Genomic DNA, 13,135 nt, shown 5'->3' on the forward strand with positions numbered 1-13,135 from the left:
GGTCCCAGACCCGAGCTTGTCAGATGACGGGCGGTCGGCCCAGCCGCGTCAGCCGCCAGACCGTGCGCCACCTCATGGGACGCCGGGGACCGCAGGGTGTGGTCCAGCCCTCCTTGAACCCGCCGAACCAGGCCTTGAGCGCGGGCACCGAGGGCCGGCGTACGAGCGTCAGCGCGAGCCAGACGCCCAGGTAGACCGGGACCAGCGGGGCGGGCAGGTTGCGGCGGGCGAGCCACACCCGGTTACGGGCCACCATACGGTGGTACACCGCGTGCCGGGAGGGAGCGGTCGCGGGGTGCAGCAGCACCATGTCCGCCCGGTAGTCGATCAGCCACCCGGCGTCGAGCGCCCGCCAGGCCAGGTCGGTCTCCTCGTGTGCGTAGAAGAACTCCCCGGGCAACGTGCCGACCTGCTCGAACACCTTCGTGCGGACGGCGTTGGCGCCGCCCAGGAAGGTGGTCACGCGGGAGGAGCGCATCGGGTCCGAGGCGCGCAGCCGGGGCACGTGGCGGCGCTGGGTGGTGCCGGTCTCGGGGTCGGCGATCCGGAAGCTGACGATCCCGAGCTCCGGGTCCTCGGCGAACGCCTGGCGGCACAGCTCGGCGGTGTCGGTGCGCTCCAGCAGCCCGTCGTCGTCGAGGAAGAGCAGGGCGTCGACGCCGGTGCCGCCGGGGCCGAAGGCCTCGATGCCGACGTTGCGGCCGCCGGGGATGCCCAGGTTCTCCGGGAGGGCGACGGTGCGCACGCCCTCGGGGAGCCCGGTGACCTCCACGCCCTGGCCGACCACGACCACCTCGACGGGGTCGCCCTCCTGCCGGGCGACCGAGTCGAGGAGCGCCTTCAGCTCGTCGGGGCGGTTGCCCATGGTGATGATCACGGCGCCCAGCCGCATCGGGGCCGTCACTTGAGCCTGCTGGAGGCCAGGACCGACACCAGGTGCAGCAGGGTCTGGAGCAGTGCGATGCCGGCGAGCACGGCGACGCCGAGCCGGGAGAAGAACAGGTCGCCCCGGACCTGGTCGGCGATGGCCAGGACCAGGATCAGCAGGGAGGCCTCGATGCCGAGGATCAGCCGGTGGAACTTGAGCGCGGCGGCGGCCCGGCGGGCGAGCGCCATGCCGGAGGAGCGGGGCTCGGCGGCGGACTCCTGGACCACGGGCTTGCCGGCCTGGTGCCGGGCGACGCCGACCAGGTCGGTCTCGGCCTTGATCAGGATGGCGCCGAGGGCGGCGAGGGTGCCCAGGAAGGCCCACAGCCAGTCGATCCGTCCGCTGCCCCACAGGTCGGCGGCGCGCAGGCCGAAGCCGACGAGGACGGCCGCGTCGCACAGGTAGGCGCCGACCCGGTCCAGGTAGACCCCGGAGAGCGAGTACTGCTTCTTCCAGCGGGCGACCTCGCCGTCGACGCAGTCGAGCAGCAGGTACAGCTGGACCGCGACCACGCCGAGGGCGGCGCCGAGCACGCCCGGCACCAGCAGGGCCGGGGCGGCGAGGACGCCGGCGAGGGTCATCACGTAGGTCAGCTGGTTGGGCGTGACCTTGGTGGTGACCAGCAGCCGGGTGATGCGCAGGGAGACCTCGCGCATGTACAGGCGACCGCCCCAGTGCTCGCCACTGCGCCGGTCCTTGACGCCCGGCGGGTGAACGACGGGCCGGAGTTCAGCTACGGATGGTCTGGGCATAGTCGGCGTAAGCGTCCCTGATCTCGGCTGCGGACAGGTTGAGGTGCTCCAGGATCGTGAAGCGTCCCGGGCGGGTCTGGGGGGCGTACTCGACGGCCGCGACGAACTCGTCCACGCTGAACCCGATCTCCTCGGGCAGCACGGGCAGCCCGTGGCGGCGCAGCACCTCCGTGAACAGGCCGGCCTGGTCGGCGGCCCCGCGCAGGTGCATGGCGAAGGCGGCGCCGATGCCGACCTGCTCGCCGTGGAGCGCGGAGCGCCCGGGGTAGAGCAGGTCGAAGGCGTGGCTGATCTCGTGGCAGGCCCCGGAGGAGGGGCGGCTGTCCCCGCTGATCGACATGGCGATGCCGGAGAGCACGAGGGCCTCGGAGAGCACGGTGAGGAACTCGTCGTCGCCGCAGCCGCCGGGGTGGCGCAGCACCGACTCGCCGGCGGTACGGGCCATGGCGGCGGCCAGGCCGTCCACGGCCTCGCCGGTGATCTTGTGCGAGAGCTCCCAGTCGGCGATGGCCGAGATGTTGGAGATCACGTCGCCGACTCCGGCGCGGATGAACCGGGTGGGGGCCTCGCGGATCACGTCGAGGTCGATCACCATCGCGATCGGCGTGGGCACGCCGTAGGAGCCCCGGCCGTTGTCGTTGTCCAGGATGGACACCGGGGAGCAGATGCCGTCGTGGGAGAGGTTGGTGGCGATGGCCACCATGGGCAGGCCGACCCGCGCCGCGGCGTACTTCGCCACGTCGATGATCTTCCCGCCGCCCAGCCCCACGACGGCGTCGTAGCGGCGGCCCTTTATGTCGTCGGCGAGCTTGACCGCCGAGTCGATGGTGCCGTCGACGACCGGGTACCAGTCGGCGAGCGGCAGGGCCGGCTCCAGACGGGCGCGCAGCGCCTGTCCGGAGCCCCCGCTGATCGCGATCGCGAGCCGCCCGGACGCGGAGATCCGCTGGTCGGCGAGGATGCCGTCCAGCTTGTCCATCGCCCCGCAGCTGATGTCGACGACGACCGGCGAGGGGATCAGCCGCGTCAGTACTGGCATGCGATCGTCCGGCCCTTGGCGAGGTCGTCGTGGTTGTCGATCTCGACCCACTTGACGTCGCCGATGGGAGCGACGTCGATGGTGAAGCCGTCGTTGACGAGCTGCTGGTAGCCGTCCTCGTAGTAGAGGTCGGGGTCGCGCTCGAAGGTGGTCTTCAGGGCCTCGGCGAGCTGCTGGGCGGCCTCGGGCTCGATGAGGGTGACGCCGATGTACTCGCCGGTCGCGTCGGCCGGGTCCATCAGCTTGGTGATCTTCCGCACGCCGTCGGCGCCGTCCGCGACGACCTTCATCTCCTCGTCGGCCAGGTTCTTGACCGTGTCGAGGGCGAGGATGATCTTCTGACCGTTGCCGCGGGCGGCGAGCAGCGTCTTCTCGACGGAGACCGGGTGGACGGTGTCGCCGTTGGCGAGGATCACGCCCCGGCCCAGGACGTCACGCGCGCACCACAGGGAGTAGGCGTTGTTCCACTCCTCGGCCTTGTCGTTGTCGATCAGCGTGATCTTGAGGTTGTACTTGGCCTCCAGGGCCTCCCGGCGCTCGTACACGGCTTCCTTGCGGTAGCCGACGACGATCGCGACATCGGTCAGGCCGACCTCGGCGAAGTTGCCGAGCGTCAGGTCGAGGACGGTGAGGCTGTCCTCGTTCCCCTCGGGGCCGACGGGCACGAGGGCCTTGGGCAGGGTGTCGGTGTAGGGACGCAGGCGGCGTCCGGCACCGGCAGCGAGGACAAGGCCGATCATGCTGGTTCTCCTTCGTCATGTACGGCGGGTGCCCCGGAGGAGACCCAGAAGCGGATGCTCTCCACGAGCACCACGAGTGCCACGAACACGGCCATGGCCGTGAGCGCGACGGGGAACGCGTCACGGGCGAGGACGGCGGCGAGGACCACGGTCAGCAGGACCCTGCCCTCGTGACCGCCGGTCGTCCGCACCAGCCAGTGCGGGGGAGCGCCCGAGCCACCGCGGATGCGGTAGACGGTGTCGTAGTGATGGTAGGCGACCGCCGCGACCAGTCCGAATGCGGCCGGAAGGGCCCCGGGGACGTCCGCCTTGGCGGCGAGCACGAGGACCGTCGCGTATTCGCCGAACCGGAAGAGGGGCGGGATCAGCCAGTCGAGGGGGCCCTTGAGGGGGGCGGACACCGCCGCGCCGGCGAAGAACACGTACGCGACGGCGGTCCCGATCAGCCAGGGGGACCCGAAGTCCCGGGTGACCGCCGCGCCGGCCATCAGCACCGAGCCGCACAGGGCCAGCCAGGGCGCGGCGCGGTCCGGCCGCTTCGTGGGCCGGGGGGAGCCGGTCCAGGCGAGGACGCCCGAGTCGGCGAGGTCCGCGAGGGCCAGGGCGGCCCGGTCGGTCCGCTTCGCCTTGCGGGTCACCGAGCGCAGGACGCGTCCGGCGGTGGTGTAGAGCGCGCCGAAGGCGCAGCCGACGAGCAGGGCGTAGAAGACGGTCCGGGGGCTGGTGGCGGCGGTCAGCACCGCGATCATGGCCCAGCGCTCGCCGATCGGCAGGATGATCATCCGCCGGACCCAGACGGTCCAGCCGACGCTGTCGAGCCGGCCGGACAGCGCGGCGGTGGGGCTGGTGTTGGCGGTCGCGTCGTGGTTGGCCTCGTTGAACGAGAAGTCCACCACGTGCCGGCAGGTCATGAGGATCATCGAGCCGAGGGCGAGGGCCCAGACATCGTCGCCGTTCCTGGCCGCGCCGAGCGCGAGGCCCGCGTAGAAGGAGTACTCCTTCGCGCGGTCGAAGGTCGCGTCGAGCCAGGCGCCCATCGTCGAGTACTGGAGCGAGTAGCGGGCGAGCTGCCCGTCGGTGCAGTCCAGGACGAAGGAGACCAGCAGCAGCACGCCGGCGGTGACGTAGCCCCAGCGCTCCCCCGTGGCCGCGCAGCCGGCCGCGACCAGCGCGGTGATCAGCGAGGCGGTGGTGACCTGGTTCGGGGTCAGGCCCCGGCGGGCGCACCAGCGGGCGATGTAGCGCGAGTACGGGCTGATGAAGAAGGTGGTGAAGAAGCCGTCGCGGGACTTCACGGCGGTGCGCAGGCGTACGGCCTCGTCGTCCACGGCGGCCACGGCCGCGAGGGCCTCGGAGCGCTCGGCCTCCCCGTCCGGCACGGCCGCGACCAGGCTGCCCAGCTCGGGCCGCTGGACGGTGGTCCCGGCGGCCTCCACGGCGGCGGCGAGCCGGTCCGCGTAGGGTCCGGCGCCCGCCGGGGCCAGCGCGGCGGCCTTGTCGAGGGCCTCGCGGGCCCCCGCCTGGACGGCGAGGGCGCCGGTCACGGCGCAGGCGTCGAAGCGCGGGTCGGTCAGTGCGAGGCGCAGTGCGTGCGGGTGCCCGACGAAGGCGCTGTCGACGACGGCCACCCGCTCCTGCGCCGGGACCCCGGCGAGGGCGGTGGCGGTGTCTTCGGGACCGGCGGCCGGGCGGACGTCGAACCCGAGCGACCGGAGCTCGTCCTGGAGCGGTGATCCGGGTACCGGCGGGCCGGTGAGGATGACGGTCGGCAGACGAACTCACTCCTTGCGACGGACATTCCCGACGGCCGGGGCGCCCCGGTGGGGGCGGCGGCAGCACGTCGGCAGGGCTGTCGGCAGAGGCTATCGGATGAATGGAAGGCCTCATTCATCAGCTGTTCAGGACGAATCAGGCCCGTTCGGACCCGGATGTTAGGGTGGACGGCGGCGCCACACGGGTCATGTGCGGCGCGAGGGTGGGCCGATCGGCATCCGAGAGGCTCGAAACGGGAAACGAGGTGGGTTGATGACCGTCGCAGTGGTCGCGGCCATGCGCAGCGAACTCCGGTACATCCCCGTTTCCTTCCGGGCGTCCGGCCGGGTCTGACCCCACACCGGTAAGACCCCGTCGGCCGGAGCCCCCGTTCAAGGGTTCACGTTGACCGACGACAACACCACTTCTTCCGGCTCCGACGACGGCGTCTTCGCCGCCTTCATGGAGCTGCACCGCGGCCTGCCCCGGCAGGCCCCCGGTTCCGACGACTCCACCCGGCACCTGCTCTCCCTGTGCGGACCGCTGCCCGAGCGGCCGCGCGTCCTCGACCTGGGCTGCGGCCCGGGCCGCAGCGCCCTGCTGCTCGCCGCCGAGGCGGGCGGGGCGGGCCTCGCCGAAGTGACGGCCGTCGACCTCCACGGACCGTTCCTCGACGAGCTGCGCGAGGCCGCCGCGGCCCGCGGCCTCTCGGAACGCGTCCGCACCGTGCGGGCCGACATGGGCGCGCTGCCCTCCGAGGGGTTCGAGGACGGTTCCTTCGACCTCGTCTGGGCGGAGGGTTCCGCCTACCTCCTCGGCTTCGACCGGGCGCTCGCCGAGTGGAAGCGCCTGCTGGCGCCCGGCGGGCGGCTCGTGCTGAGCGAGTGCGAGTGGACCGCCGAGGAGCCCTCGGCCGGGGCCCGGGCCTTCTGGGATCCCCAGTACCCGCTGCGTTCCACCGCCCGCAACACCGCGGCCGCCCAGGCCGCCGGGTACCGGGTGCTCGGCACCCGGCTCCAGCCCGACTCCGACTGGGCCGAGTACTACGACCCGCTGGGCGAGCGGGTCCGGGCGGCCGTGCCCGCGTCCCCCGCGGAGGAGGCGGCGCTGGGATACGTGCGCGAGGAGCTCGCCGTACGGGAACGGCACGGGCACGAGTACGGGTACACGGGCTTCGTGCTGGTCCCGGTGACCGCCGGGGACGGGGACCGCTGGCGGGCCCGGCCCGAGGCGCCGGCCGACGCGGGAGCCGTACGGGCCGTCAACCTGGCGGCCTTCGAGACCCCGCTGGAGGCTGATCTCGTGGACGCGCTGCGCGCCGACGCCGAGGCCTGGCTGCCGGGGCTCTCGTACGTCGCCGAGGGCCCGGACGGGAAGGTGGCGGCACACGCGCTGCTGACCCGGTGCCGGGTGGACGGGGCGCCCGCGCTGGCCCTCGCGCCGGTGGCCGCCGATCCCGCCCTCCAGCGCTCGGGCGCCGGGAGCGCAGTCGTACGGGCGCTGCTCGCGGCCGCGCGGGAGAGCGGGGAGTCGCTGGTGCTGGTCCTCGGGCATCCCTCGTACTACCCGCGGTTCGGTTTCGTGCCGGCTTCGCGGTTCGGGATCAGGGCGCCCTTCGAGGTGCCGGACGAGGCGATGATGGCCCTGGTGCTGGACGATTCCGTTCCGGTGCCGGCGGGCACGATCTCCTATCCGGCCCCCTTCGGGATCTGATCATCGGGTGAACGTCCGCCCCCGCCGCCTACCACGCGGCGGGGGGCGGACATGCGCGGATCGCCGAAGTGGGGACAAGCCTCTTTTGTACGGCAGACTGAAGGCCGAAGTCCGAAGCGAAGGATGGGTATGCCGACCACACCAGCCACCGACGCCACCAGCAGCGCGTCCGCCGGCACCGGAGCTCAAGAACCGATCATGCTCGAACTGGTCGACGAGTCCGGCAACACCATCGGCACGGCGGAGAAGCTCTCCGCGCACCAGGCACCGGGCCTGCTGCACCGGGCGTTCTCCGTGTTCCTCTTCGACCAGCAGGGCCGGCTGCTGCTCCAGCAGCGCGCCCTCGGGAAGTACCACTCCCCCGGCGTCTGGTCGAACACCTGCTGTGGCCACCCCTACCCCGGGGAGTCGCCGTTCGCGGCCGCGGCCCGGCGCACCCACGAGGAGCTCGGGCTCTCGCCCTCGCTGCTCGCGGAGGCGGGCACGGTCCGCTACAACCACCCGGACCCGGATTCCGGGCTGGTGGAGCAGGAGTACAACCACCTGTTCGTGGGACTGGCGCGGCCCGTACTGGACCCGGATCCGGAGGAGGTCGGCGACACCGCCTTCGTGACGGCCGACGAGCTGGCTAAGCGGCACGCCGAGCAGCCGTTCTCCGCCTGGTTCATGACGGTGCTGGACGCGGCGCGCCCCGCGATCCGCGAGCTGACCGGCGACGCGGCCGGCTGGTAGCCGCTACGCCGTTCAGGTGAGGACGCCCGGGTACGGGCCGTGGTGTCGGCCGTGGTGTCCGCGGGTACGGGACGCCGTCCCGGGGATCAGATCCCGGGGGCCGGGGCGGCGAGCGGCAGGGCCGCCCAGATCACCTTGCCGCCGGTCGCGGTGTGCTCGACGTCGCACACCCCGCCGGCCTCCAGGGTGATCTCCCGGACCAGGAGCAGGCCCCGGCCGCCGGTCTGGCCGAAGTCGGCCTCCAGCGCCTTGGGCCGGTACGGGTGGTTGTCCTCCACGGCCACCCGTACCCACTCCCGGCCCACCGCCACCTCGACGGCCACCTCCGGGGAGAGCAGGGCCGCGTGCCGGACCGAGTTCGTCACCAGTTCGGAGACGATCAGCAGCAGGGAGTACACCAGGTCCTGCTGGGCCGGCACCCCCTGGCGGCCGAGCAGGTCGCGGACCGCGCGGCGGGCCTGCGGAACGGATTCTTCTACCGCGGGCGCCGTGAAGCGCCACACTCCCTCATAAGCGAGGGGGTCGGCCGGAGCCGACACCTCACCTCCCCTGGCCGGCGGGATGCTCCCGCTGTCGTCCATCTTCCGGCCCCCGTCTTCGCGCTCGATCGTCTCCACGTGTCAAGAGTGGGGAACACCCTGGTCCGGACCGCGCCGCTGACCAGAAGTCAGCGTCAATCGGACGCTTTCTGACCACTGGTTTATGACGGAGTCAGTTGTTGCTCTGTTCCTGACCCGGCGCGGGCCGGTTCCCGCCCGCCTCCCCCGTCCCGCCGACCGCGCCCGGCGCGGCCGTCCCCTCATCGTCCCTGACCAGGCCGAGGATCCGGCGGGCTCCCATGCCCAGCCCCACGAGACTGAGTCCGTCGAACAGCAGGGCGAGCGAGAAGAAGGTTCCGATCACGTACAGGCTGCTGCCGGGCCAGCTGGAGAGGATCAGGATGCCCAGCAGGAGCCCGAAGGCGCCCTGCACCAGCGAGATCCCGAAGTTCGCGCCGCGCACCACCAGGGCGCCGACGAGGCGGAACACCCCGCCGGTGAGGAAGAGCAGGGCCGCGAACATGGTCAGGGCCTCGGCGCTCGCCTCGGGACGGCGCAGGATCACGAAGCCCGCGGCCAGGTTGACCGCGGCGACGATGACGGCGAGCCAGAAGTAGTTGCCGCCCCGCGACTGCACGGCCTGCGCGAGACCCACGACGCCGCCGATGAGCAGCAGCCAGCCGAAGAGGAACATCGAGGTCAGGGTGGCCAGGCCCGTGTAGACCAGGCCCACCAGCCCGGCCAGTACCAGGATCACCCCGAGCAGGGCCAGCAGTCCGAAGCCGCGCTTCAGCTTCTTCTCCCGCTGTCGCGGGTCCGGGTCACTGCGGTCGGCGCCCATGGGCGTGCCACCTCCTCGGCACCCCCCGGGGTCGGACTCCCCTTGATCATAGGATCGGCTGCCCGGGATAGCATCCGGCGCATGGACGCAGCCCTCCACCACACGGTCGCCGACGGGGTCGCCACCGTCGTCATCTCGCACCCGGCCAAGCGGAACGCCATGACCGCCTCGATGTGGCGGGCGCTGCCGGAACTGCTGGAGCTGCTCGCCGAGGACGAGGCCGTACGGGTGCTGGTGCTGACCGGGGCCGGTCCGACCTTCTGCGCGGGGGCCGACATCTCCTCGCTCACCGGCAAGGACGACCCGCAGGCCCTGTCCGTGGCGGCGGAGGAGGCCCTCGCGGCCTTCCCGAAGCCGACGCTGGCGGCGGTCCGCGGGTTCTGCGTCGGGGGCGGCAGCCAGCTGGCGGCCGCGTGCGACCTGCGCTTCGCGGAGGAGGGCGCGCGGTTCGGGGTGACCCCGGCGAAGCTGGGCGTCGTCTACCCGGCGTCCTCCACCCGTCGGCTGGCCTCGGTGGTCGGCCCCGCGTGGGCCAAGTACCTGCTGTTCTCCGCGGAGTTGATCGAGGCGGAGACGGCCCTGCGGGCCGGGTTCCTGAACGAGCTGCTGCCGGCGGGCGGCCTGGAGGAGCGGGTGGCCGCCTTCGCCCGGATCCTGACCACCCGCTCGCGGCTGACGCAGGCCGCCGCCAAGGAGTACGCGGACGGCCGCACCGACCGGGACGCGTACTGGGCGGCCGAGGCCGCCGCGAGCGGCGACACCGCGGAGGGTGTCGCCGCCTTCCTGGAGCGGCGCGCCCCGGACTTCGGCTGGCGTCCGCCGGTGGGCTAACCGAGGGGATTGGCGGCGCGCATCCGGGCGACGAGCTCGGCCGGGGCCTTCTCCGGGGAGCCCGCGTCGTAGGGCGGCTGGGGGTCGTACTCGCACAGCAGCTGCACGGCCTGGGCGTACTCGTCCCCGGAGATCCGGCCGAGCAGGCCGAAGCCCATGTCGAGGCCGGAGGACACCCCGGCGGCGGTGACGTACTTGCCGTCGAAGACCACCCGCTCGCCGGTGGGCTCGGCGCCGAAGGGGACCAGCTTGTCGAGGTAGAGCCAGTGGCTGGTCGCCCGCCGCCCGTCGAGCAGGCCGGCGGCGGCGAGGAGCAGCGAGCCGGTGCAGACGGAGGTGGTCCAGGTGGTCGTGGCGTCCACGGCCCGCAGCCAGTCGAGCACGGCGGGGTTCTTCATCTCCACCTCGGGGTGCGGCCCGCCGGGGACGATGACGATGTCGGGGCGGGTCACCTGGTCGAGCGTCTTGTCGGCGACGAGGCCGAGCACGCCGTTGTCGGTCCGGACGGGGCCGGGACGCTCCGCGACGAACACCGTCTCGGCGTCGGGGATGCGGCTGAGGGTCTCGTAGGGCCCGACGGCGTCGAGCGCGGTGAAGCGGTCGTAGAGCAGTACGGCGATCTGCATGGCTCCTCCGGAGCGGTTGGCCGCCCCTGCGTGCGGGGGCGGAGGTCTGGCTTTCCTGAACGCGGTCCTCGCACCGCTCGCCCTGGTGGGCCTCCCGGACGTCGGGCGCGCTGCGCCGGACGGGCCGGTGCGGGTGGCCGCGGCCGGTGGGTGGCGTGCGGGCGGTTTGCCGGGTGCTCCTACAACGCCCGCACCGTGCCCGGCGGCACGCTCCTTCCGACGCACCGCGCCCGGCGGCACGCTCCTTCCGACGCACCGCGCCCGAGCCGCGCGAGCGGCGCGTCAAGAAGGGGCGGGCCGGCGGCCGAAGCGGCGGCGGTATTCGGCCGGGGGCTGGCCCAGGGTCCTGACGAAGGCCCGCCGGAGGGCCTCCGGTGTTCCGTAGCCGCACGAGCGGGCGATCTGCGCGACCCCCTCCCCGCCCTCCTCCAACAGCCGCCGCGCGTGTTCCACCCGCACCCGCTCCACGTACCGCCCCGGCGTCACCCCCGTCTCCGCCTGGAAGGCCCGCGCGAAGTGCCTCGGCGACAGCGCCGCCCGCGCCGCCAGGGCCTCCACGCTGAGGTCACCGTCCGGATGCTCGGTGATCCACTGCTGGACGTCCCGCAGCGGCTCCCGCCGCGCCGTCTGCGCCGCCAGCTGCGCGCTGAACTGTGCCTGGTTGCCGGGGCGGCGCAGGAACACCACCAGGTGCCGGGCGATCACCAGAGCCGCGTCCCGCCCGAGGTCCTCCTCCACCAGCGCGAGCGCGAGGTCGATCCCGGCGGTGACCCCGGCCGAGGTGGCGACGGGGCCGTCGCGGACGTAGATGGGGTCCGGTTCCACCGACACCGAGGGGTAGTCCCGGGCCATCCGCTCGCACACCGACCAGTGCGACGTGGCCCGCCGCCCGTCCAACAGCCCGGCCTCGGCCAGCAGCAGTCCCCCGGTGCAGACCGACACCAGCCGCCCCGCGAGACCCCCGTACGCGCGCAGCCAGTCGGTGAGCCTCGGCTCGAAGTCCGCGGTGTAGCGGCCGCCGGGCACCAGGAGGGTGGTCCCCGGGCCGGGGCGGGCGTCCTCCAGGCCGCCGTCGGGCAGCAGGGCCAGGCCGCTGCTGGTGCGCACCGGCGCGCCCCCGAGGGAGACGGTGCGGATCGCGTACCCCTCCTCCCCCGGGAGGCGGCCGGCTCCGTCGAAGACCTCGACGGGACCGGTCACGTCCAGGCTCTGCACCCCGTCGTAGAGGACGACGAGCACGTTTCGCGGTGACATGCCTCCATCCTGTGACCACGCCCCGGTGGCCGCAATGACGGGTGTCCCACCTATCCGGACATCGCGGGGAGGGGTTGGTGCGATCCTTGGGCGGTCCCCCGCCACGCCTTCCGGAGCGCCGTCCTGAACACCGTCCTCGCCGAGTCCCTTTCCGTCGTCCTGCTGCTCGCCGTGCTGGCCTTCGCCGTGCTGCGGCCGCGCGGGCTCCCCGAGGCGGCTGCCGCCGTGCCGGCCGCCGGGGTGCTCGTCGCCCTGGGAGTGGTGTCGCCGGCCGACGCATGGGGGCAGACGCGCGAGCTGCTGCCGGTGGTGGGGTTCCTGGCCGTGATCCTGGCCCTCGCCCAGCTGTGCGCGGACGAGGGGCTGTTCCGGGCCGCCGGGGCGGCCGTCGCCCGGCGGGCGGCCGGGCGGGGGGCCGCGGGACTGCTGGGCGGGGTGTTCCTGGTGGCCTCGGCGGTCACCGCCGCGCTCAGCCTGGACGCCACGGTGGTGCTGCTGACGCCGGTGGTACTGGCCACGTCGGCCCGCCTCGGCGCCCGGCCCCGCCCGCACGTGTTCGCCACCGCGCACCTGGCGAACTCGGCCTCGCTGCTGCTGCCCGTGTCCAACCTGACCAACCTGCTGGCCTTCGCCGCGAGCGGGCTGACCTTCACCCGGTTCGCCGCGCTGATGGCGCTGCCCTGGGCGGTCGCCGTCGCGGTGGAGTACGCGGTGTTCCGCCGCTTCTTCCGGGCGGACCTGGCGGCCCCGCCCGAGCACGGCCCGGAGCCGGAGGAGCCCGCGCCCGTACCGCGGTTCGCCCTGGTCGTGCTGCTGCTGACGCTGGCCGGCTTCGCCGTGGCCTCCTTCGCGGGGGCCAGTCCCGCCTGGGCCGCGCTGGCCGGTGCCGTGGTGCTGGGCGTCCGGGCCCTGCGGCGCCGCGAGACCACCCCGCGGCGGCTGGCGGCCTCCACCGCGCCGGCGTTCTGCCTGTTCGTGCTGGCGCTGGGGGTGGTGGTACGGGCCGTGGTGGGCCACGGGCTCGGCGACGGCCTGGAGTGGCTGCTGCCCGACGGGGACGCGCTGCCCGCGCTGCTGGCGGTGGCCGGGGTGGCCGCCGTACTGGCCAACCTGATCAACAACCTGCCCGCGGTGCTCGCGCTGCTGCCGCTGGCCGCGCCCAGCGGGCCGGGGGTGGTGCTGGCCGTGCTGATCGGGGTGAACATCGGCCCGAACCTCACGTACGTCGGCTCCCTGGCCACCCTGCTGTGGCGGCGGCTCCTGCACGCGCACGGCGAGGACGTCCGGCTGGGCGAGTTCACCCGGCTCGGACTGCTCACCACCCCGGTGTCCCTCGCGGCGGCGGTGACGGCCCTGTGGGCGGGCCTGCGGCTGATCGGCGGGTAGGG

General features: G+C 73.5%; 13 protein-coding genes. 4 read left to right on the forward strand and 9 right to left on the reverse strand.

The features are described 5' to 3' along the window. Positions 1-19 precede the first annotated feature (19 nt). From ACZ597_RS15535 to ACZ597_RS15555, 5 genes are read right to left on the reverse strand one after another with little or no spacing between them, the layout of a single operon-like run. Positions 20-892 (reverse strand): glycosyltransferase family 2 protein, encoded by an 873-nt coding sequence (locus ACZ597_RS15535; protein WP_471330112.1) that lies wholly within the window; start codon positions 890-892, stop codon positions 20-22. A gap of 8 nt (positions 893-900) precedes the next feature. Further along, positions 901-1,680, reverse strand: a complete 780-nt coding sequence (locus ACZ597_RS15540; protein WP_386274742.1) for a CDP-alcohol phosphatidyltransferase family protein — start codon at positions 1,678-1,680, stop codon at positions 901-903. Further along, positions 1,658-2,719, reverse strand: coding sequence for an iron-containing alcohol dehydrogenase family protein (locus ACZ597_RS15545; RefSeq protein ID WP_471329482.1), 1,062 nt, complete (start codon positions 2,717-2,719; stop codon positions 1,658-1,660). The genes ACZ597_RS15540 and ACZ597_RS15545 overlap by 23 nt, the downstream gene beginning before the upstream one ends. After that, positions 2,707-3,459 (reverse strand): phosphocholine cytidylyltransferase family protein, encoded by a 753-nt coding sequence (locus ACZ597_RS15550; protein ID WP_471329485.1) that lies wholly within the window; start codon positions 3,457-3,459, stop codon positions 2,707-2,709. Before ACZ597_RS15550 ends, ACZ597_RS15545 begins: the two co-directional genes overlap by 13 nt. After that, the gene (locus ACZ597_RS15555) at positions 3,456-5,231 is read right to left on the reverse strand and encodes a DUF5941 domain-containing protein (protein ID WP_471330114.1); all 1,776 of its coding nucleotides are present in this window, start codon (positions 5,229-5,231) and stop codon (positions 3,456-3,458) included. The genes ACZ597_RS15550 and ACZ597_RS15555 overlap by 4 nt, the downstream gene beginning before the upstream one ends. Before the next feature lie 442 nt (positions 5,232-5,673). Between ACZ597_RS15555 and ACZ597_RS15560 the strand changes: the two genes are divergently transcribed. Together ACZ597_RS15560 and idi are read left to right on the forward strand one after the other, a co-directional pair. Beyond that, positions 5,674-6,924: a GNAT family N-acetyltransferase gene (locus ACZ597_RS15560; RefSeq protein ID WP_471330117.1), complete on the forward strand. Its 1,251-nt coding sequence runs from the start codon at positions 5,674-5,676 to the stop codon at positions 6,922-6,924. A gap of 129 nt (positions 6,925-7,053) precedes the next feature. Beyond that, complete coding sequence (gene idi / locus ACZ597_RS15565) at positions 7,054-7,656, forward strand: isopentenyl-diphosphate Delta-isomerase (protein WP_471329487.1); 603 nt, start codon at positions 7,054-7,056, stop codon at positions 7,654-7,656. An 86-nt stretch (positions 7,657-7,742) separates the two neighbouring features. Here the strand turns inward: idi and ACZ597_RS15570 are convergent, their stop codons facing one another. Both ACZ597_RS15570 and ACZ597_RS15575 read right to left on the reverse strand, forming a co-directional pair. Next, positions 7,743-8,237, reverse strand: a complete 495-nt coding sequence (locus ACZ597_RS15570) for an ATP-binding protein (RefSeq protein WP_260618579.1) — start codon at positions 8,235-8,237, stop codon at positions 7,743-7,745. A gap of 130 nt (positions 8,238-8,367) precedes the next feature. Then, entirely contained in the window at positions 8,368-9,036 is a 669-nt protein-coding gene (locus tag ACZ597_RS15575; protein ID WP_471329489.1) for an HdeD family acid-resistance protein, read from the reverse strand. An 81-nt stretch (positions 9,037-9,117) separates the two neighbouring features. On the opposite strand from ACZ597_RS15575, the gene ACZ597_RS15580 reads away from it, so the two are divergent. After that, positions 9,118-9,867 (forward strand): enoyl-CoA hydratase/isomerase family protein, encoded by a 750-nt coding sequence (locus tag ACZ597_RS15580; protein ID WP_471329492.1) that lies wholly within the window; start codon positions 9,118-9,120, stop codon positions 9,865-9,867. On the opposite strand, the gene ACZ597_RS15585 is transcribed toward ACZ597_RS15580, so the two are convergent. Together ACZ597_RS15585 and ACZ597_RS15590 are read right to left on the reverse strand one after the other, a co-directional pair. Beyond that, entirely contained in the window at positions 9,864-10,493 is a 630-nt protein-coding gene (locus ACZ597_RS15585) for a DJ-1/PfpI family protein (RefSeq protein ID WP_471329494.1), read from the reverse strand. The two genes, ACZ597_RS15580 and ACZ597_RS15585, sit on opposite strands and share 4 nt — an antisense overlap. A 282-nt stretch (positions 10,494-10,775) precedes the next feature. Further along, a complete protein-coding gene (locus ACZ597_RS15590) occupies positions 10,776-11,747 on the reverse strand; it encodes a GlxA family transcriptional regulator (protein WP_471329497.1) in 972 nt (323 codons plus the stop codon). Positions 11,748-11,870: 123 nt separating this feature from the next. Between ACZ597_RS15590 and ACZ597_RS15595 the strand changes: the two genes are divergently transcribed. Then, the gene (locus ACZ597_RS15595; protein ID WP_471330120.1) at positions 11,871-13,133 is read left to right on the forward strand and encodes an SLC13 family permease; all 1,263 of its coding nucleotides are present in this window, start codon (positions 11,871-11,873) and stop codon (positions 13,131-13,133) included. Positions 13,134-13,135 lie beyond the last annotated feature (2 nt).

The organism is Streptomyces sp. NPDC040718, from assembly GCF_055593565.1.